The organism is uncultured Kordia sp. (genome assembly GCF_947496985.1).
In the GTDB taxonomy this organism is placed as follows: Bacteria; Bacteroidota; Bacteroidia; order Flavobacteriales; family Flavobacteriaceae; genus Kordia.
The window spans coordinates 184,362-206,760 of record NZ_CANMEZ010000003.1; the positions used below are offsets into that span (position 1 = coordinate 184,362).

19 protein-coding genes are annotated in these 22,399 nt (G+C 30.8%); 7 read left to right on the top strand and 12 right to left on the bottom strand.

Annotation, left to right across the window (positions count from 1 at the left end; all coding sequences use genetic code 11):
* Positions 1-142: 142 nt before the first annotated feature.
* The gene (locus Q0828_RS09225; RefSeq protein WP_298419852.1) at positions 143-1,516 is read left to right on the top strand and encodes a vanadium-dependent haloperoxidase; all 1,374 of its coding nucleotides are present in this window, start codon (positions 143-145) and stop codon (positions 1,514-1,516) included.
* A 66-nt stretch (positions 1,517-1,582) separates the two neighbouring features.
* On the opposite strand, the gene Q0828_RS09230 is transcribed toward Q0828_RS09225, so the two are convergent.
* From Q0828_RS09230 to Q0828_RS09240, 3 genes are all read right to left on the bottom strand, one after another.
* On the bottom strand, positions 1,583-3,928 hold the full coding sequence (locus tag Q0828_RS09230; RefSeq protein ID WP_298419854.1) for a hypothetical protein: 2,346 nt from the start codon (positions 3,926-3,928) through the stop codon (positions 1,583-1,585).
* Between the two features lie 203 nt (positions 3,929-4,131).
* On the bottom strand, positions 4,132-4,950 hold the full coding sequence (locus Q0828_RS09235) for a hypothetical protein (RefSeq protein WP_298419855.1): 819 nt from the start codon (positions 4,948-4,950) through the stop codon (positions 4,132-4,134).
* Entirely contained in the window at positions 4,935-5,495 is a 561-nt protein-coding gene (locus Q0828_RS09240; protein WP_298419857.1) for a sigma-70 family RNA polymerase sigma factor, read from the bottom strand. The genes Q0828_RS09235 and Q0828_RS09240 overlap by 16 nt, the downstream gene beginning before the upstream one ends.
* 80 nt (positions 5,496-5,575) lie before the next feature.
* On the opposite strand from Q0828_RS09240, the gene Q0828_RS09245 reads away from it, so the two are divergent.
* From Q0828_RS09245 to Q0828_RS09270, 6 genes are all read left to right on the top strand, one after another.
* Positions 5,576-6,934 (top strand): S8/S53 family peptidase, encoded by a 1,359-nt coding sequence (locus tag Q0828_RS09245; RefSeq protein WP_298419859.1) that lies wholly within the window; start codon positions 5,576-5,578, stop codon positions 6,932-6,934.
* 27 nt (positions 6,935-6,961) lie between these two features.
* Positions 6,962-9,706, top strand: coding sequence for a CHAT domain-containing protein (locus Q0828_RS09250; RefSeq protein WP_298419861.1), 2,745 nt, complete (start codon positions 6,962-6,964; stop codon positions 9,704-9,706).
* 164 nt (positions 9,707-9,870) lie between these two features.
* Positions 9,871-10,971 carry a hypothetical protein gene (locus tag Q0828_RS09255; RefSeq protein WP_298419863.1) on the top strand — a complete coding sequence of 367 codons (1,101 nt, stop codon included), beginning with the start codon at positions 9,871-9,873 and terminating at the stop codon, positions 10,969-10,971.
* Positions 10,971-12,728 carry a T9SS type A sorting domain-containing protein gene (locus tag Q0828_RS09260; RefSeq protein ID WP_298419865.1) on the top strand — a complete coding sequence of 586 codons (1,758 nt, stop codon included), beginning with the start codon at positions 10,971-10,973 and terminating at the stop codon, positions 12,726-12,728. Before Q0828_RS09255 ends, Q0828_RS09260 begins: the two co-directional genes overlap by 1 nt.
* Before the next feature lie 280 nt (positions 12,729-13,008).
* On the top strand, positions 13,009-13,269 hold the full coding sequence (locus tag Q0828_RS09265) for a hypothetical protein (RefSeq protein WP_298419867.1): 261 nt from the start codon (positions 13,009-13,011) through the stop codon (positions 13,267-13,269).
* Positions 13,270-13,362: 93 nt separating this feature from the next.
* Complete coding sequence (locus tag Q0828_RS09270; protein ID WP_298419869.1) at positions 13,363-14,298, top strand: NAD-dependent epimerase/dehydratase family protein; 936 nt, start codon at positions 13,363-13,365, stop codon at positions 14,296-14,298.
* 49 nt (positions 14,299-14,347) lie between these two features.
* On the opposite strand, the gene Q0828_RS09275 is transcribed toward Q0828_RS09270, so the two are convergent.
* The 9 genes from Q0828_RS09275 to Q0828_RS09315 form a co-directional block, all read right to left on the bottom strand.
* Positions 14,348-15,979: a glycosyltransferase family 39 protein gene (locus tag Q0828_RS09275; protein WP_298419871.1), complete on the bottom strand. Its 1,632-nt coding sequence runs from the start codon at positions 15,977-15,979 to the stop codon at positions 14,348-14,350.
* On the bottom strand, positions 15,976-16,596 hold the full coding sequence (locus Q0828_RS09280) for a lipid-A-disaccharide synthase N-terminal domain-containing protein (RefSeq protein ID WP_298420589.1): 621 nt from the start codon (positions 16,594-16,596) through the stop codon (positions 15,976-15,978). The genes Q0828_RS09275 and Q0828_RS09280 overlap by 4 nt, the downstream gene beginning before the upstream one ends.
* On the bottom strand, positions 16,596-17,309 hold the full coding sequence (locus tag Q0828_RS09285; protein ID WP_298419873.1) for a glycosyltransferase: 714 nt from the start codon (positions 17,307-17,309) through the stop codon (positions 16,596-16,598). Before Q0828_RS09285 ends, Q0828_RS09280 begins: the two co-directional genes overlap by 1 nt.
* 156 nt (positions 17,310-17,465) lie before the next feature.
* Entirely contained in the window at positions 17,466-17,939 is a 474-nt protein-coding gene (locus Q0828_RS09290; RefSeq protein WP_298419876.1) for a DUF6428 family protein, read from the bottom strand.
* A 21-nt stretch (positions 17,940-17,960) separates the two neighbouring features.
* A complete protein-coding gene (locus Q0828_RS09295; protein ID WP_298419878.1) occupies positions 17,961-18,287 on the bottom strand; it encodes a metalloregulator ArsR/SmtB family transcription factor in 327 nt (108 codons plus the stop codon).
* 926 nt (positions 18,288-19,213) lie between these two features.
* The gene (locus Q0828_RS09300) at positions 19,214-20,398 is read right to left on the bottom strand and encodes an RsmD family RNA methyltransferase (RefSeq protein WP_298419880.1); all 1,185 of its coding nucleotides are present in this window, start codon (positions 20,396-20,398) and stop codon (positions 19,214-19,216) included.
* 3 nt (positions 20,399-20,401) lie between these two features.
* Positions 20,402-21,490: an AI-2E family transporter gene (locus tag Q0828_RS09305; RefSeq protein WP_298419883.1), complete on the bottom strand. Its 1,089-nt coding sequence runs from the start codon at positions 21,488-21,490 to the stop codon at positions 20,402-20,404.
* 36 nt (positions 21,491-21,526) lie between these two features.
* Entirely contained in the window at positions 21,527-22,042 is a 516-nt protein-coding gene (locus Q0828_RS09310) for a TrmH family RNA methyltransferase (RefSeq protein WP_298419885.1), read from the bottom strand.
* Between the two features lie 8 nt (positions 22,043-22,050).
* Positions 22,051-22,392 (bottom strand): cyclic-phosphate processing receiver domain-containing protein, encoded by a 342-nt coding sequence (locus Q0828_RS09315; RefSeq protein ID WP_298419886.1) that lies wholly within the window; start codon positions 22,390-22,392, stop codon positions 22,051-22,053.
* Between the last annotated feature and the right edge of the window lie 7 nt (positions 22,393-22,399).

A 22,399-nucleotide genomic window follows, 5' to 3' on the forward strand; every position in this document is an offset into this window, starting at 1 on the left:
ATCATAAATGATATATAAAGCCTTTCCACAATGGAAAGGCTTTTTTTTATGGATACTATTTTTATTAGAATTATGTCACTTTTTTATTTTGAAATTTTAAAAAATAAATTAATTTGAGCATGTATTTTAAGAACAACCAAAAATGAACCTATCCTTACGTACTTTAGTACTACTTACAACCGTATTTTTATGGAGTTCCTGCTCCAATGAACAAATAGATGATAATATACAACCAACCACACCAATAGCTACTAATGCTACCACACAAGTTATTTTAGACTGGAATCAGTTATGGTGTGAGTTAGACAGATACGCCACAGGAATGCGCCCAAACGCTTCTACACGTGCATTGGCATATATTCATTTAGCAGCTTTTGAAGTTTGTGTGGATGATATGTTGGGATATACTTCAAATAAAAATAGATATACCGAATTGGATATCGATTTTACTCAAAGAGAAGCAAATGTTAATGTTGGTTTAGCATTAAATGCTTGTTATGCAAGAGCTATTGATCATTTTATGTATAATATTCCAGCTACAGTTGATGCAAAAATTGCATTGTTGAATCAGGAAAAACAAACGCTGCTTTCTGAAAATGTAAGTGAAGATGTTGTTTTGAATTCAATTGATTGGGGAAATTATGTAGCAGATCAAATTATAGCATATAGTTTAACGGATACTGCTGCGGAAAGCCAAATAGGAAGTCCACAACCAACTTCATATGAACCACCAGTTGGTATTGGTTATTGGACCTATAGTGATGATGCAGAAAGAGCGTTGTTTCCGTATTGGTCTTCAGTGAGAACATTTGTAATTTCTTCAGCGGAAACATCTTCTGTTCCACCATCATTAAGCTATAGTGAAGATACAACGAGTGATTTTTATACATCAATGCAAGAAGTATACACAACTAGTGAAGCCGCTAGAACTACAGATGCAGAAGGTTTGTGGATAGCAGAATTTTGGTCGAATGATGTAGAAGGTTTGATGATGAGTCCACCAGGAAGACAAATTTCGATTGCAAATCAATTGATTCAGCAATATAATGTAGATCATGAAAATGCATTAGTTTTATTATTAAAATTAGGTTTTTCTTTAAATGATGCTGCTGTTTCTACATGGGCGGATAAGTATGAATATATGGTAATGCGTCCAAGTGAATATATAAAAGATTTTATTGATCCAGATTTTCAAACAAATTTGTATCCGTTTATTTCTTGGCCAAATCCTTCGTTTCCAAGTTATCCTTCAGGACATTCTACGTTTGCTTCTGCAGCAGCGGGAATTTTTATTCACCATTTTGGAAACGATACAGATTTTATAGATCGCTCGCATGAGGGAAGAACAGAATTCAATGGAACACCAAGAGCATATACAACTTTTACACAAATGGCAGCAGAAAATGGATTTTCACGTTTGCCATTAGGTGTACATTTACGAATGGATTGCACAGAAGGTTTACGCTTAGGTTATGAAATTTCAGATGCAGTAAATGCCTTTGATTTATCGCTTTAAGCTAAAAAAATAAAAATAAAAAGCCTTCCTTAACTAACAGAAAGGCTTTTTTTCTAGTTCTAGCAATTATTGACTGCAATTTCCGTCAATAATATCTTGTATACTTGGATTGAATAGATTGTTCTCTATATAAACTCCATTAAAAGTGCTATTCACTGTTGGATAGGTTCCGTTTGTAAATAGATTTTGTAATGCGCAAAAATCTGTTAAACTATTATTTGGTGAATTTACAACAATATCAAATTCTAAATCATTTCCAATCAGCATCCAATCTATATTAGTTAGATTGTCCAAACCATTTAAACTTGTTAACGCATCATTACCGCCAATAGAAACGATGTCGGCACTTGTTATGTTACTTAATGCTGATAAATCAGTTATTGCATCAATATCTCTAATACGTAGCATGCTTAATTCTGTTAATTGATTGAGTCCTTGAAGTGAGTTTAATGATGGTAAATAGGATAAATTAATAGAGCGGGCAGTTGTGATGTTACTGAATGAAGTTAATGAAGTAAGAGCTGCGTTGCTATGAATAGATATGTTATTAGCTGTTGTTAACGATTGTAATGCATCTATAGATGTTAAGACTTCATTGTTAGATAGCGTAATATTTAAAGCATTTGGAGTATTTATATTTTCTAATCCAGCTAATGTTGTCAATGCATTGTTGTATGAAATTTGAAAACCAAATTCAATAGAAGTTATAGAACTTAATGCTGTAATAGAGTTTAATGATGAATTATGACTTATGGAAAGTGAATTTACGGCATTTAAATTATTAAGACCGTCTAAACTCGTTAGGTTAGGATTATTAATAATGGTTAAACTTTCATGAATGTTTACTAATGAATTTAACGCTCCTAAACTTGAAATGTTATTAGTAAGTTGAAACTCACCAATTTTTAGTTTTCCATTAATGGTTGTAAAATTCATGATTCCAAAATTATTCACATCATTTTGTGTAAGTAATGTAACATCACCATTATAAATTCCGCCACCATCTCCACAGGTAGAAATAACACCTACATTTGTATCTACACCACTTAATACTACATTTTCATATATAGCCCATTGATTTGTATCATAATCAAATATTTGTACATCAATATTTAAACCGTCCAAACAGTGGATTACGCCAATAGAGAAGTCTCCATTGGAAAGATTAAAAATATTCGTATCATTAATATATACATATCCATTGGTGATTGGTGATCCATTACAATTTAATGCAGTTCCAGTAAGTGTTGTAGTTGTAAGTTCTTCTGTAAAAGAAATTGTTGTGGAAGTATCAGTTGCATAATCACCAAGCGTTTCCGAATATACCAATTGATTATTACATCCGCCAGTAATACTGTACACTGAAACTAATACTTCTTCATTTCGTGGAATTAAACCACATTCTGTTTCTCTAGAAGTAATATTACCTGAATAAATAACTTGATTATTACTAGCTCGTGTAATGACAACTAAATATGGAGTGTTTGCATTAACATTGTTGGCAATAATATCAAAACAAAAAATGATAGCGTCAAAAGGAATGTCACAGTTCCACCATGTAAAATGCGTAACTTCTGCTATATATTTGTTACCATTTTTTACGGCTTGTCCTTCTTCTTTCCAATATCCAACTTCTTCATCAAAATACCATAAGTTTATAGTTTCAGGAGCAATACTTGTTTGCGTATAATCTACAGGGAACTCTAGTGTAGCAGGGCTTTCGGGATCAATATTTAAACGTTCTCCAGAAGGAGAAAATAAATTCACAGAAAGCATTCCGTATGTTTCTAAATTTTGAGCATTGTTTGATGCATCTTGTGCCAACAAGCTACCTGGCATCTGTTCAAAAGTATTTATAGAATTTGGTCTTATGTGATGGACAACAACGTCAACTTCACCTGAATATGAATTCCCGTCTGTAGTTATAAAGCCTCCACTAAAATTTACAATAGCTCCATTTGATAAGGATACTTGTGAGTTTTCGCCAGAGTTTACTCTTGAAACAATCTCCTTTTTTAATAATACAATATTAACCCTATTGGCGCCTTCAGTTTTTGGAATTATAACTCTGGAACCGTCAATATAACCGTTTTTTTTAGCTTTTACATACGCAAACTTTTCAAAAACATCTGCATTATTTAAGACAAATAATCCATTGCGATCGGTCATTGTTATTACATTTCCAATAGTGATTTGTACGTTTTCTAACTTAGCGCCAGATTCATCTGTAATTAAACCAATAAAGTTTCCAGAAGTAGCATTTCCAAAGTTTTCAGATTGGAAAATATCATCGGCTATACTTAGCGCTGGAGTTGTTTCAGGAACAATGCCTGAATCTAGTTCATTGTTTTCACAATTTTGTAATAGAAAAGCAAGGGAAATGGTAAGAATTAGTTGGATAATTTTTTTCATGTGGTTGAATGATTTATATTTTTTAGATACAAATACATTGGAATGGTTGCGTTGAAAACAGTAAACTAGTATATACTTTCAATGTTTTCTTAACGAATACATGAATTTAAAATCAGAAGTAATTCGATTTAGGGATAATGCAATTTTACAAGTGTATTAATTTGATTATTAGTATTTTGTGAAGTGTGTATTTGTGTGAAATATCATTTCAATTCATCAAGAAGTTTGAGTGCTTCTTTGTATTTATAATTCTTAGATTTTTTTGTGAGATTTTTTAATGAAATAATAGTTTTCTCTTTATTATTCATCTTAAGATAGATCAAAGTTTCATACCAATATCCTTTAGAATGTTCATTTGAGTTTCCTGATTTTGAAAGCTTTTGAAACGTTGCGATTGCTTCTTCATTTTTGTTTAATATATCATAAGAAGCACCTAAGTATTGTAAACTAAATACATACGACTCATGGGAAGATTCAATTTTAGAGAATTTTGAAATTGCTTCTTCATAATTTGAAGCTCTAAAAGCAAGCTCTCCTTGTGAAAACAAATTCTCTTGTTGTCCTTTTTCAATAAAAGAAGGCAATTCGCTCCAATTTACATTTGCATCATAATATGAATCCAAAGAAGTATTCACTTGTGAAAAATAAATTCCACAAAACAGTATCAATACAGCAGCTATCATTGCATACTTATAATAGTTTGTACGAGGTTTTACGGTTTTTTCTTCTAAATATTCAGTTCCAACATTTTTAATCGCATTGGAAAGTTGTTGATATTCGTCGCTTCTTAATTTTGTTTTTAGCTTCGTGAGTTCTTCATTATTTTGATTATTTTGAAAAATATTATAATCACTATCTTCATGTAAAGCTTCTCTCAACTCTTTTTCAAGAACTAATTCTTGTTTGAGTTCCTCATCATTTGCTAACTTTTGTTCAAAACGTTTGCGTTCCAATTCGTTCATTTCGTCGTTTAGGTAACGATGCATTTCGGCTAAAAGCGCTTCGGTTAGTTTTGACGCCATCTTCTTATTTTTTGGTATTTATTGTCTTCTTTTATTAGTTTCACTAGTTTACTACGACATTTAAAAACACGTTGTCGTACTGTATTTATAGAGGCATAAGAATGCTCCGTAACAATATCTTCATAGCTTAATCCATTAAAATAACTGCTCAATATTTCTTTACAATTATCAGAAAGCAAGTCAAATTTTTCAATATAAAAATCAAAAAGTTCCTGTTCTAGAATATGTGCTCCCAATTCCGCTTCTTTATCTACTAGTGTCAAAGGATCGGTTTTTATTACCTTATTTTTTAAAGTTCTTTTCCAGATATTTTTACAAATCACAAATAAGTACGCTTCAAAAGACTTTATTTCTGTCTTTTTTTCTTTTTGTGTCACAATAATATACATCAATCCGTCATGAAAAACATCAGAAGCATCTTGCGTGTCACCTCTGTTTTTAAGTACGTAAGTTTTGATTTTAGGAAATAGTTTAGTGTAAATTTCCTTTATAATGCGTTCATTTCCAGACGTGAGGGCATTAATGAATCTTTCACTATCTTTCATAAATCCTAGATATGATTAAAATATTGGGTAATGTTTTATGCGTTTGTTCCCTATTATAAGAACGCAAAATTTTTAATAAAATGAGAAATATACAAAAACTTATTGCAATCTTTTTGTTGATAAGTGTCACGTCGTGTACGAAAGATGATACTTTTATTGATACCACAAAAGATGAAAACCTAAACATTAAAGCCAAAAATGGTGGAGGCATAAATTCACAAACATTTATACCCGGAAACTTGCCTGTGTATTCGCAAAATGAATTTGTTATTCAATTTAAAGACGGAACACCAGATTCCATGAAATTTACAATTAGAGAAAGCAATGGAATTGACGGAGACAATATAAACCCACAACAGGGTTTTGGATCATTTGAGATATGTAAATGTGACAATCCAGATTTTGAAAAATGGATTTTTCCTCCAGGAACTATCAGTATAGAACCTAAAAAACAAGTAATTGAAGGTCAAATAGGAGGAGAAATCTTTGGTATTGCAGATATAGATTATGAATTTGAATTTGGATTTGATGTTGAAAGCCCTATTTTAGGAACGGCAGCTGATACAAATTATGAATCGTATATTAAACCTTCGAATAATGGAATTACGGTAGCACTATTAGATACTGGCTTGGCTCCAGCTTTAACAGTTTTTAGTGAAAGCACTTTTGAGCCTCAATTTTTATATAATGCAACTGTTGACGAATTTGCTGAAAGTGAAGCTCAATCTGGATGGGATTTTGTAGATAATGACCCAAATACATTTGACGATGATCCTTTTAAACATGGAAGTATTATAGGAGATTTAATTCATAATGCATTAGCTAATTTAGAAATAAAACATCAAATATTACCACTAAAAATTGCTGATTCAAATGGAAATATAAGTTATTTTGCAACGATCTGTAGTTTAGTATATGCTTCAGAACGATCTGACATTATCAATGCTAGTTTTGGTTGGCATGGCGATCCTTTTGGAGACTTCGGAAATACTATTTTTGAAAACGTATTGGAAATGTTTCCTGATGTTATTTTGGTTGCTTCCGCCGGAAATACAAGTCATAATAATGATACAACTCCACATTATCCTTCCTCTTTTAACAAACCAAATGTAATTGCGGTGGGTTCATGTAATCAAGGATATGGAAGAGCATCCGACTTTTCTAATTATGGAACAAGTGTCGATTTCTTTACTAAAGGAGAAGGAATTTCGTTTTATGGTTCTTTTGTATCGGGAACTTCTTTTGCTGCACCACAAATAACAATAGAAGTCGCCAAGATCTTAAATTCAGGTGAATTGTCAGAATTAACAATGACGCAAAGAGTAGCATCATTAGGGATTCCAGTTACTTTGGAGTTTATGACTGTAACAGATTTATATACAGGAGAAGAAGTAGTTAAAAATACTTTGCATAATAGATATATACTTGCAGAGGATTAAAAAATATTATTTATTTTTAGCATAAAAATGCTTTCAATCCGTGCATTATTATTAATAAATTGCTTGTGTTTTGTATTAGTTGCAAATGCACAAAATACACTATCGTTTCAAATTGAAAGTGTGCAGCAATTAGAAGATATAGAGTTAAAAACCGAAGGGTTTAAAAAAATACTTCAACAGCAAGATACATCTGTTTATACAGAAGATTTAGGAATGCTTTATTATGAACTGGGAACTTGTTTTTACAAGCAAGAAGTGTATGATAAAGCATTTCCTTTCTTTAATAAATCTTTAATAGTAAGATCACAATTTAAAGATTTCAATAAATATAACGAAAGTAGGTTTTGGTTATCACGAACCTATACAAAAATTGGTGAAATTGAAAAAGCACATACCATTTTAATAGAAATCATAAATGATTTAGAAGGAGATAAATATACATCACATGCATATCGGTTTTTATCTAGAAATGCGAAAAAAAGAGGCGATATTCCACTTGCATTGTATTATTTGAACTTAGGTTTAGCAAATAAAAAACTATGCGAAAATCCAAAATATGAAAGTAATTTACGATTTGATATTATAAACACATATGCAAAAAAGTATGCAAGTATCTATACAATTAATGATACTAATATTGATTTGAAAATTATTTCGGATCATCAAAAATTAATACGAGTTGATAGCTTGGCTGAGTTCAATAGAGTAGTATTAAATAATGGTTTAGCAGTTGTATATGATGCTTTTAAAGACTTTGATCGTGCATTGTATTTTTATAAAAAAGCAGAAAAAGGATTTATTGAAATAGACTATTTATATAAAGCATTGAAAGTGGTCAACAATATTGGAATCATTTATTCAAAGCAGAAAAAGTATGAGTTGGCAACAGCATCCTATAAAAGGGTTTTAAATGAGTCTGATGATAAAGAGCAAATTGCAACAGCTTTGGATAATATGGGGTATTACCTCAATTCGGATATTGCTAAAGAAAAAATACCATATTCTGAAAAAGCTGTGTATACTATTTTAGGAAAAGATACAGCACAACCTTTCAAATTGCCAACACTAAATGAAATTAAAGAATCTGAATATGAGCAGGATATATTAATTTACTTGATTGATTTGGTAGATCATTATATTCATGCTTATAAGCAAGAACAAACACTTGAATATCTTCACAAAGCAAAAAAAACAATTCAAATTATTGATCAATTAGTATCATTGATTCGGTATGAAATGAATACAGAAGCTTCTAAATTGTTTTGGATTAATAAAGGAGTCAATATCTATATGTTGGCGGTTGAAGTTTGTTATTTATTAAATGATCCTACAAGTGCGTTTTACTACATGGAAAAAAATAAAGCCTTGCTCTTACAGGAAAATATAAAAACATTACGAGCAAAATTTAAAATGAATGTTCCTAAAGATTTAATAACGCGCGAACATCAATTGTATTATAAAATGTTAACCTTAGAAGAACAATTTCATCAAAATACAGATGATGAAGTATGGAAAGCAAAATATACAGCAACTAATAGGGAATTTCAACAATTTATGGACTCCATGCAACAAGCATATCCAGAATATATTAAAACGAAACAAGAAATAGCTATTACATCTTTAGAAAATACAATAGCAAAATATACCGATAAGAATGAATCATTTGTAGAGTATATTTTGCATGAAGCAGATGGTTATGGAATTTACTGTGATAGTGGTGAACCAATATTTTTTAAGATTGATAATATATCAAGATTTCACAAGAAACTTGAAAAACTAAAATCATTCATGACGAGGCATTGGCTGAATGAAGAAGAACTAAAAGAATATCAAGAGATAGGAAATACTGTATTTAAAGAATTGTTTCCATTTGAAAATGCAGCCACACGTTTACAGAATAAAAAACTTACGATTGTAGCCGATCAAGCATTACAGTATCTTCCATTTGAAATATTACCAACTCAAAAAGAAGGAGAACTCATTGAAAGCTATCTAGTAAATAGTACTGAAACATCATATTTACAATCATTTTCACTATTTGATCAAATTCAACAAAAACAAAATTTACCAACACAAAAATTATTGACAATTGCACCTCAAGAATTTCAAGACACAAAATTACCAACCTTAACGGGGACTGAAAATATTATAAAACTGGTTGAAACGTTTGATGAGTCGCTTGTACTTACAAAGCAAGAGGCATCAAAAGCTAATTTTTTAAAACAGCAAAACAATTTTGAAATTATACATTTTAATACACATGCTGGTTTGGATAGTATTACACAAAAACCTTGGATTTCCTTTTATGAAGATAAAATGACACTCAACGAACTCTTTGGTATAGAAAATCAAGCAGATTTGGTCATATTAGATGCTTGTCAAACAAATGACGGAATCAATATTTCGGGAGAAGGTGTAATCAACTTATCCAGAGGATTTTTTTACAATGGAACACAAAGTGTCATGGCTTCATTTTGGAAAGTAAATGAGCAGGCAGGAAATGAGCTTTTACAAATGTTCTATCATGAATTAATACAAGGAAATACAAAATCAAAAGCATTACAACTAGCGAAAAAGGAATACTTGCAAAAACATCAATTTTCGCAAAACACACCCTACTATTGGGCAGCATTTACACTAACAGGAAGTACAAATGCTATAAAAATTCAAACAACATCGTACACTTTATACATAGTTTCAGGAATTATATTACTTATAATTTTAGGAATATACATGGCATACAAAAAGAAAATGTTTTTGCTGCGTAATTAATTGTTATTCATTGTTTTAATGTGATGAGTAAAAAGAGAAATATAATTTTTCATTTTTAGTTGGGTAATGAATCTCTCAAAGGATCCCATATAGATACATAGATCTATCAAGGGAAAACTCGAAAACCTTTCAAAAGAGTAGAGATAATTACTAATTATACAACCATGAAAAATAAACTACCTTTTTTAATCCTTTTACTAGGGTTATTTACACTATCAAACACTAATGCACAAACAAATTGGGGAACAAATACAGTTGATCCAACTTCATCAGCACTTGGTGATGGAAATTTGGTAAAATCAAAATATTCTACAGTTGTTGGTACTGAAAATAATATGAACTTCGATACAAAGCGATCTTCATTTATCGCTGGACACAGAAATACAGTAAATGATAATTTTTCATTTGCTTTTGGAATGTCAAACGCCGTACAAAACATGCAATCTGGAGCTTTTGGAGTAAACAATTATGTAAACTCGTTAAATTCTTTTGCAATAGGACACAGTAACAAAACAAACGGAAGTTTCTCATTTGCTTTAGGGCACACAAACCAAGCAAATGGAGCTTTCTCATTTGCTATCGGAAGAAATACTGTAAATACAAAAAACTATTCTTTCTTAATAGGGTTTGATCATCAACAACCAGTATTTATGGCAACAAAAGATAACTCGACTGGAGCAAAAGTCGGAATTGCAACCGATGATCCTCAAGCGCGTTTAGATGTACGATTAGGAGACAAACAAGAAATCAGAATTCAGTCTGAAATAAATAATAGCTACGGAGGTTTATCTTTTAGAGATCACTTAGGAAATGAAAGTTGGAGAATAAGAGCATTTAACAATTTTACTGGAGGTTACAATAGTATACTAAGTATCGTAAGTTCTAAAAAACATGATTTATGGATTGCAGCAGGAAAAACAATGATAGGAGATTGGTTTGACTTTGATCCATGTACAGATTGTGATGAGTATGAGTTATTTGTAAAAAAAGGAATTCGTACTCAAAAAGTAAAAGTAGATGTAGCAGCTGGTGTTTGGGCTGATTATGTTTTTAAAGAAAATTATAATTTAAAACCATTAGAAGAAGTAGAAGAATTTATCAATACAAACGGACATTTACCAAATGTTCCATCTGCAACTCAAATAGAAACAGAAGGAGTAAACTTAGGTGAAATGGACGCTAAATTATTAGAAAAAATAGAAGAACTTACCTTATATGTAATTGAATTAAAGAAAGAGGTTAATGAATTAAAGAAGAAAAAATAATGAAAAACAGGAGTAAGATAATAATCACTTTATTCTTGTTTTTCGGATGGATTTCTTTTGGACAAGATAATTTGATTCATAATGCGGTAGCGGATCAACCTACACACAATGCAACGCCTTTTTATTTGGCTTTGGTAGATGATTATTCACCAAAAACATATACATATTCAGGAGGTTGGAATACAACTAATCATGGAAATCAAGAAGGTCTTTCCGTATGGGAAAGCGACATGAAAACTGTTACAAAAGTCATCACTGCACCTGCAGAATCACCAGAAAAAATTCAATTCAAATTACATTCACCTGATTGGTATATGGTTAATAAGTATGATGGTTACGAAAAACTGAGACTCTCAGAAGGAGGAACGGACATTGTGCCTCATGCAGGACTTGGATATATAGGAATGGGACCAGGTGAACTTATACAACAGAAATTCTTTGATGCTAATAAATTTGAAGAAGGTGAAACGTATACATTGCAATTTTACATACGTTCTATTAATGATCCATCTCATGATTGGTCTACAGGGTTAGATTTAAATGTGTATTTCAGGAAAAATAATATGAAGTATTCCATAGGAGCAAATCAATTTAATAATCGATGTGATCCAAGTAAATATTATAACAAGCAAAGTACATCAAACACATTGCAAGTGTTAAACAAACCTATTGACCTTGTAAACTATCCAACTGGAGAATGGTATCCAATTACAGTTGAATTTACAGCACCAGCAGATAGTTATGATTGGATTGTAATAGAAACCGAATCAGCAAATCTTTGTGATGGACCATACATACTTTTAGACGACTTTAAACTAGCAAAAACATGTGAATTTCCAAGTTGTAGTAGACTAAGTGGTGAAGTGTATCCAAACCATAACGGATTGGTATCAACAACAGTTCCGTTAAAAATTACAAACTTAAACAATGCTCATACAGTTACAACAGAAATATTTACCATGCTTGGAATATCAATATGGGACTATTCTGTGAGTTGCACAAATGGTATTGTAGATCCAATTTATTGGGATGGAAGAAATAATACGGATGGCTTAGTTGCAAATGCTTCCTATCTATTAAAAGTTACATATACAAACGATTGTGGAACTGAAACTAAAACATCAGTAGTTGTAAAAAGTGGAAATCATCCGCCAGTCGTCAATAATATTATATGTAACAATTCTGGAGTCATTACACCAAAACCATGTTGTGTTTACGAACCTGATTTAATAATTGATAACAGTACGCTTCCAGGATTAGGTTTGTTAGATTATAGAGTAATAAACACGATTGATGTTGCTCCAGTATTTAATGTAACCGTTACAAATAATGCAAATGTAGAAATGCGAGCAGGAACTGAAATTATGTTAAATCCAGGGTTTACTGTGCAACCAGGAGGGAATTACTTTGCAGAGATTGTGCCTTGTGGAACAAATAGAATCGCAACTACAGACCCAGTTTATACAAAACTAACGGAAGTATTAAATGCTGATGAAGTTTCAACTAGAAATGAAGAAAACGCAATAACATTGTACCCAAATCCTTCTAAGAATGAAACGACATTACACATTAAAGATTTTGATAATAATACGAGTTACCAATTAGGAATATATAATTTACAAGGAATGTTACAATTAAAACTCAATACGAAAACGCAAAAAACAGTATTGAACTTAAACCAGTTGACTACAGGTATATATTTTGTGAAAGTTTCGAACGGAATTAACTCATATACTACAAAATTGATTAAGCAATAACCCCAAATTGATGTATCATTGAAAGCATATGTATGATAGATACAACTAAACTCAGACCTACTGAAAATTTGTATCATTTTTGCGTTGATTATGCATATTAAGAAAGGCTTTCTGTAACAGGAAAGCCTTTTGAATATAGTGAAACTTAATTTTGAGAAATCTAAAAGTGTAGGTTGAGTAAATATTGTTAAAGTAGAAGAGAAGTATTAGTTTTTGGAACTTTTTTGCGCGTTTTTTTATTAATTATATTTGTTTTTATTAATGTTTAAATATTATAAAAATGGCAACAATAAACTTTGTTGAGATGAATTTCGGAGAAACATCTGAACATCAAAAACTAATTAAAAATGCTAAAGAAAGTTTCGAAAGTTCTTTGAATGAAAATTCAAAATTAAGACACTTTAATGCTAAAATCGTTTTATCAAATAGAAATGAACATGATCCAACAAAATTTCATTTTGTTTCATGCGATCCTAAATCAGAAGAAATGTCTGTTTTAAAGTTTTTACAATCTAGCTTTCTTGAATATTTAGGTGGTTAAAGCCACCTAAAATTCTACAGTTTTTAAAAATAATAAAGGCATTCCATAAATTATTTATACTTTTATGCATCAAACACATTACGAAGTACATCAATGAAGATACTCATCACAGGAATTGCTGGATTTATTGGATCGCATGTCGCAGAATATTTACAAAAAGAAGGACATACTGTTATAGGAATTGATAATTTTTCAGATTATTACCCTGTCGATTTAAAAAATAAAAATGCAGCAGTACTCAAATCAAAAGGTATTGAAATACTCCAAGCAGATTTGCGCGATGCTTCTTCTATAGAAAAACTTCCTAATGCTATTGAATATATCTTTCACTTTGCTGCACAACCAGGAATAGCTGCAACGTCTACGTTTGAAGATTATTTGACAAATAACGTAATTGCCACTCAAAATTTGTTGACATACGCTTTAGCGCAAACAACATTACAATTATTTGTAAATATTGGAACTTCGTCTATTTATGGTTTAAATGCTACCTATCCAGAATCGGTGGCGCCGCAACCAGCTTCGCATTATGGCGTTACTAAATTGGCTGCCGAGCAATTGGTCTTACATAATTCTAGATTGAATAAAATCAATGCATGTTCCTTACGTTTATATTCTGTATATGGCTCACGTGAACGTCCAGATAAATTGTTTACAAAACTGTTAGATTGTGGCTTAAATAATAAATCATTTCCGTTATTTACTGGAAGTTTAACGCATCTACGAAGCTTTACACATGTAAGTGATATTGTAGTTGGAATAACTAGTGTTATTGGTAAAGAAGAAGTGTGTAATGGTGAAATATTCAATATTGGAACTGAAGCCGAATATACTACACAACAAGGAGTAAATGCGGTTGAAAAATTATTAAATACTACAATAAAATTTAACGAATTGCCTCCACGTTCTGGGGATCAGCAGCGTACCAAAGCAAACATTGACAAAGCGCGAAAGCTATTAAATTATAATCCTACTGTAACTTTAGAAGAAGGTGTTGCTGAGCAATTAGCTTGGTTTCGAAATTTGTAATATAGCAATAAAAGAAATGTGAGAATATTTGATTTTTTTAATCCTTTAATCACCTTTTCTCTACCAAATACATTTCCGTACGCAAGCGATCTTTATATCCTTTATTAGTATTGTCTATCGGATTTAAATCGAAGGTTTCTTGATAAGTAACTGTGTAATTTGGAAATGCTTCTTCTACACCTTTTTTTCCATCAATCATAACCAATACTTTAAACGTATCTTCTTTCGGGATTTCTAAAGCATGACTGTGTACTAAAGGAACTTTTCCTCCATAGTCCCATACTAATTCTGGCGATTGAATATTAAACATATACACAGGAATTTTTTCTTCCTTTGCTTTGTGCGATATGTCTTGTAACGAATTATATTTTGGATTCTCTAAGAAAGCATTTGCTAACGGAAACCCAAGGACAATAGTTGCCATTAAAAATGCAATGATGAGGTAAAACGTTTTTTGAATTTCTTTTTGATATAAATATTTCAAGGTGAAAAACCCAATCGGAACGAGTGCTAATGAAGTAATTATGAAACGAACATAAAATCCTTCTAACCTGTCTTTTAAGAAAATATAACCAACAATAGGAAATACTAAGCCAATCAATCCTACCAATCCAAAATTTAGATATACAGGGAATTTTTCAAGCTTTTTCATATCTGTTTTAAACGATCGGAATACATATTCAATAAAAAAGCTCATTGTATATGCTAACGGAATTAAAACAGGTAATAAATAACGTGATTTCTTTTCAGGAATTACAGATAATAAAATGACTGCAAAAAGTGTCCAAAATAAACTGAATTTATAAGCTTTTAAATTCTCAACTCTCGATTTTAAATACGGATATAATAAACTTACAAACGCAACAATTGTCCAAATTCCCGATTGTACAAAGAAACTCCAGTAATAATAAAACGGACGGACGTTTCTATCTTTCCAAGCAGTTGTTTCTTTTTCAGCAATAGCTTTTGCAGTATCACCATCCATCATATTAATATACAAAGGCCACCATATAGATAATACAACTACGATAGTAACTAAACTCACTAATGGCAACCATTTTTTCTTAAAACCTTCGTATTTATATACAACACTATAGGCAATAATAAATGGTAAAAACAATGCAAAATGTGAAACAGGACCTTTACTCATAAAAGAGAATCCTATAAAAAGACCTGCTAACAAGGCATTTCGCCAAATATTTTCTATGGATGAGAAGAATTGAAAAATATAATAAATTCCAACAATCATAAAACCGTGCGCAAAAATATCCCAAGTTCCGTTTCGTCCTGCAAAAATGATATAAAAAGAAGTTGCAAGTAGTAAACTGTTGATAAATGCCTGTTTTTTATTTTGAATAAAATACACACCGAAACGATACGAACATACTATTAAAACTAATGTAATAAGTGCAGAAGGAATTCGTAATGCCATTAAACTTTTAAATCCGAAAAGCATTCCGGAAATTGCAGCAAGCCAAGTTGGTAAAGGTGGTTTTTCATAACGTGGTTCACCATTCATTGTTGTTAGCAACCAATTGCCGTCAGAAACCATTTCACGCGCTGTAATAAAGTTTCGAGCTTCCATAATATTTGGATACAACACATCAAGATTTACAAAAAATATTGCAAAACAAACAATGACTAATATCCAAACGTAATTCTTTTCTTGTATAAAATTCATGACTGATTTCTTAACAGCATTATATTTCTAACATAAGTGATGATTCCGAAAATATGCCCAGCAATTAAAATAGGGTCAACTCTAAAAATTGCATACGTAAATATTAAACTTGAACCAAGTAAACTCAACATCCAAAAGCCTAGCGGTAAGCTAGATTCTTTGTTTTTCTCAGAATATAACCACTGATATACAAAGCGTAAGGTAAAAATAACTTGTGCAATGATACCTAAAATTAACAACCAATCAGGAATGGCTTCATTGTTTAATAAATTATCGACGTCCTGTTTATCGTTATTATAGCCAAAGATAATAATGATGAGCGGAAATATTAAAATGAAAATTTGAATGAATTTGTGCATTTTCTTCCATTCACCTTGCAATTGCATATTCCGAATGTAAATGAAATACGTTAAAACTTGTCCGAGCATAATGGAGAAATCTTGACGTAAATAGCCATATACAAACATTAAAAAAGAAGCAATTAAACTCAATTTCCAAAAAAGAGCAGGAGTTAATACCTTTTTGTTTTTTTCAGAAATAATCCATTGAAGTAAGGTTCTTCCAGAAAATAATAATTGTGAAAGTCCGCCAATAGCTAAAACATACCAAGCGTACATCATCCTTTTTTAGCAATAGAATAGTTGATGTACTTTTTCTTCATCCAAACATAAGCGAAGCAGTCCATTAACGGACCTAATAAACGATTCCATAAACCGTATTTTGCTTCTCCAGCAATTCGAGGAAAGTGCGAAACAGGAATTTGTTTTACTTTTCCTTCTTGTAATAAAATCATAGCAGGAAGAAAACGGTGCAATCCTTTAAACATTGGAATGCGTTTTGCAAAATCTGTTTTTATAATTTTTAACGGACATCCTGTATCGTCCATACCATCTTTTGTAAACGTTCTACGAATTCCATTGGCAATTTTAGACGACATATTTTTTACAAATGAATCTTTTCGGTTGGCACGAACACCTGTTACCAAATCGTATTCTCCAATATGTTCTAGTAATAAATCGAAATCTGCAGGCGCTGTTTGTAAGTCAGAATCAATATAACCAACTAAATTGGTTTGAGTTTCGTCAAAACCAGCTTTAATTGCAGCACTTAAACCTCTATTTTCAGTAAAAGAAATAAAATGGAAGGTGTCACTATCAGTACAGATTTTTTCAATCATTTCCTGACTTTTATCTTTAGAGCCATCATTTACAAACAAAACTTTAATGGGAATTTTAGCAGCTTTTGAATAGGCAGCCAACTCTTTTTCAACCCTTTCTAAATTATCTTCCTCATTATATACAGGAACAACGATGGTTAGTTCTTTCTCCATTTACGAATACTTTGTTTCTAAAAATAGCTTAAAAATATCCGCCAAAGTTATAGTTTTTTTACAATATCAACAGTATGAATCTAATTTAATCCTGAATTATGCAATAGGAACTCTCTGTAGAATTTCTAATACATAATTCAAGATCATCTAAGTTAGTTAGCAACAACCTGATTCTGGAGAGCAACAAGCGTTCATATTTTCTTGTAATTCAGAGAGTTTCATCTTCGGTTTCTGTGCTGGAATTCCACAATTATCTTTCGCTAAACAGTCCGTTTGCTTCATTGTTAGTACAAAGTGATTATTTTGAAAATCCAATCCGTATTTTCCAATAGTTTCCGCCTGATACTCTACTTCAACTTCTAAATCTTGAATTCCTAAAACTTTTTCGGAAAGTTCTATAATATTCATTAATTTCTTTGGTTCTAGTCTATGATCAACATCATCTGCAGACCACAATTGAAAATTCACTACGTTTTCTTTACGTACAACACCACCACAGTCAATAAAATGTTTTGAAATTTGTCCAACTTCAGTCACATGAAAATGGCTTTCTACTTTTTGTGAATTAGGTAAATAAAAATCTAATTGTTCTAAATTTTGTAAATGTGCTTTTACTTCTGATAATTTCATAATACTTAATTTATAGTATAATTAACATTGCTTTTTGATGGATAGGGAAGTGGTTATCATTTTAAAATGTAGTAAAACTTTATTCCATTTTTTTGGATTGATGCAATAGCAAATATTCTTTCCAGAGATTTGTCCCTGAATAAGTCCAACACGTTTCAATTCAGATAAATGTCTTGAAATTGTCGGTTGTGCTAAGGGAAGTTCTTCCACTAAATCATTACAAATGCATGAAGGACTATTTGCTAAATATTCCATAATAGACAAACGTGCAGGATGCCCTAATACTTTTAAAATATCAGCCATTTCAATGACTACTTCTGAAAAACCAATTGTTTTTGTTATTCCCATATTGCAATATTACAATATGTTTTTTAATTGAAGATAATTTGTAATGTTAATTTTTTAAAAAAGTTAAGAATGAAGCAGATGAAGTCTTGTTTTAGAACGAAATAAATTCAACAATCCGTTTTATATTCGTTTATACTTTATAAAATTGTATTTCACTAAAAAAAGGGAGGCCCTACCATAAACCTCCCCTTCAATAATAGTTGTATAAAATACAACAATGTGAAAAATTCATTTCTGAATTTTATGTTGCTGTTTATCTGAATAAACATTTTTAGTTTTCGGCTTAAAAAAAACTAAAAATGTATGTTTTAGAATGATTGAGTGTTATGTGCAATAAATAAATTAAAGATCCTCATTCTGAATTCAGTGCAGCAAATTTAGATATAAGATCAGATAATCTAGTGGATTTTGATTTTACATTCTATAAACTCCATATATAATCGATTAACGCTCTAAATTGTAAGTTTTTTAGTATAAGAAAAATCGTTTTTTAAAAGAACTAATTTAAAAAGAAGAGTTTATGGAAACAAAAGGCATAAAAAAACCGTACCTAAATTAAAAGTACGGCTTTATTTATCGTTATTTACTAGTCATCTAAAAAACTAATGATACAAATCTATGTGTTTGGTATTAGGATCTATGTTTAGCCTATAAAAATGCATATTCAATCGTTTAAGTGCTTTTTTTTGTCGATATAAAGTAAGCTTTGAAGAAAATTCTTGATGGTCTTCATTTTAAATCACATACCCATATAAAAGAAGTAAGGGGAACTTAATTAAAAGTTCCCCAAAGTATAGTGGATTCCCCTAAATCCCTAAAACTGTATTGCATGGTTCAAATGTAGGCAGAAGTCTTAAGTATGGGATATGGTGCGCTATTATAAAAGCTACGGTAAAACCGTAAAAGCGATTTCTTTTGAAGTTTCTCTATGCTTTTTTGCAATGTATAACCGCTTTTTTTCCAGTAAACACGGTAGTTAAGAACAAAAAGTCTGTGCCACCGTCGGCAAGTGTTAATTTTTTTCTAATTGTTGCTACTGACTCAGGAAAGTTTCGAGTTGTAACGTTTGCCTTTTTCAAATTTAGTTCTTTTTTGATAATTTTCTTTGTGTATGGCAGTACTTTTTCAATGGAAAACCGTCTACCGGGAAAGGAAATCAATTCATTAGAAGTATATAAATGTGAATGTTGTTGTAATTTTTCAATTTTGTATTTTGAAGCGATACTTAAGAATCCGCCAGCTTTTAGAATGGCAGCATTGGGTTCGTATAAGTACTTTTTTGGCAAAGAAAAATCAATTGTTTGCTCTTTTTCTTCAGAAAGATAAAAGTCAAAGGTTTCTATTTCTTGCTTTTTAAGATTTACAGTTTTTACACAAATATTTTCTGTCTTTAAATTTTTATCTAAAACCCATAATAACTCTTTGACTTCATTATTAACCGCAACAACATGTACTTCTTTTACATTTTCTAAAGCGCGTAAACCGTTTGTAATATCCAGTAGTGGAGAGGTTTTAATTAAAATATTATCTGCAAATTTAAATAAAGTTTCTTTGTGTGTTACAACATCTGGAAGGCAATCTTCTAGTAAAAATACTTTTCCTTTTAGATCATTTCTACGTGAAGGATCAATGTAAATCCAATCGTAAGTTTGTTGGTTGTTTTGTAAAAAAGAAATACCATCTTCGTTGACAGTTGTAATGTTTTTAATCCCTAAAACTTTGTAATTATGTGCAACAATTGAAGAAAGCTTCTCAGCAATTTCACAATGTGTTACTTTTTGAAACTGTTTTGAAAACGCATAACAGTCGACACCAAAACCGCCAGTTAAATCTATCATGGAGCTCCCTTTTATCAAGCTAGCTTTGTAAGTAGCGGTTTGTTCTGATGAAGTTTGTTCTATATTTAATTTATTAGGGAAATATATGTTTTTGCAAGAAAACCAAGTTGGTAATTTTTTGTAGCATCTGATTTTTGCTTCAATTTGCTCAATAATTTCGGCAAACGGAATTCCTTCAACTTCTTTGTATTTCAACAAAAGTTTTGCTAAATCATCATGAAGATGTTCATGAATAAATTGTTGAATTTCAGGAGATAATAATGCAGGGTTCAAAAGCTAAATATCTTTGGTGAGTGATTTCACGATTTTATTATCGGATAAAAATTCTTTTAAAATTACTTTAATTGCTGTGTAAGAAGGCACGGCAACCACCATTCCTAGAATTCCAAATAAAATTCCCCAAATAATGATTACTAAGAAAATTTCTAGTGGATGCGATTTTACAGAACTTGAAAATATAAGTGGCTGACTTAAAAAGTTGTCAATTAATTGTCCGATGAGGAAAAAGACCATTACGCCAATCGTATTTGGTAAAATTACCGTGCTAAAATCGGCTTCTAAGTTACTTGTCATGCATAATAATAACATCAAAACACCGCTAAATAAAGGTCCGATGTATGGAATCAAGTTTAATAAAGCACATAAAAAAGCTATGACAATAGCATTATTTATCCCAAATATTAGAAGAGCAATGGTGTAAATAACAAACAGAATTAAAATTTGAAAAACCAATCCGACAAAATATCTTGAAAGTAAATCTTTAATCTTTTCAAATGATTTACTTAATCTTGTTTCTTTATTATCAGGTACAAAAACCATAACGCCATCTTCTAGTAGCTTGCTGTCTTTTAGTAAAAAAAATGAAATGAACAATACGGATAGCAAACCAATACTAAAGTTTCCTAAACCACTAACTAGCGAATTAAAAAAATTAGGAATAATAGTATAATCAAAACTTGAAAATATTTTTGATTCTTCTAGTGATCGTTCAAAATCTATATTTTTAGTCGCTAAATATTCTGAAATTTGTGTGTATAAACTTTGTACATTTTCTTGTAATTTGTCAATATCTAGCAATGATAAGTTGTGTCCTTGTTCAGCAAGTAGTGGAATAAACATGGAAATCAATCCAATAAATAATCCAATGAGTAAGGTCATTGTAAAAATAACAGCTAGAGTATTTTTAAACTTTAAACGTCGTTTTAAGAAACGAACAATTGGTCGTCCAATCAATGAAATAACAGCTGCAATGGCAATGTATACAATAACTGATTGAATTTTATATAAAAAATAAAGAATTAGAAAAATACCTAAAATAATTCCTAAAGCTTTTAAAATGCCGTTTGCGATGGTGTTTGAAGTCATTGAAATTGGTTTGTAGATAAATTTAAAACAATAAAATTATTTCGCAACTATTTGTTGACGAGTAATTTCATAAAGCACAATATTTGTCGCTTGTACCACATTCATACTACTATTTTGACCAAACATGTCAATATGCGTAATAATATCAGATTCGTAAAGCGTTTCAGGGTTTACACCAAAATTTTCATCGCCGATAACCAAAGCTATTTTTTCGAATTTAGAAAAATCAATAGAATGAATTGATTTGCTTTTTTCTGTAATTTCTAAGGAAATTATAGTGTAATTATCTTCTTTGAGTTTTGAAATTACTGTATGAATGTCTTCTGTAATCTCAAAAGGAACTACTTTTTCTGTAGCGCGAGATGTTTTGGTCATTTTTCTTCCAGAAACAGGAATATTTTCACCGCAAAAAATAATTTTTTCTACACCAAAAGCATCACAAATACGAAACAATGAACCAATATTTGGTGCATTCGAAACTTGATCTGAAACCAAAGTGATTGGAAACGTTCGTTTGTTAAAATTAGTTGTGTAATGTGTGAGTTGTGACATGAAATCTATTACGAATTCGATTTTAAATGATTGATATAATTTGTCAATAAACCTTCAATTTGCTTAGCGGCTACAGGATTTGCTGAATGTACATAGAAATCAAGTTCTTTTAAATCTAAACCAGAAGTATATACCAACCATTTTGCAGCAGCATAGCCATCTTCGGCAACTTCTCCTTCGGTATTTAATCCTAAATCATTATCAAAACTAATATATTTTGGAAGTCCATTTGTTTCAATATACGCTACAAATTTTTCATATGTACGGACAATCACAAAATTGTAATCATCAGGATTTCTGTAGACCATTTCAGGAACACGAATATCATCTAAAAAAAGGTTATAACTCATGAAATCT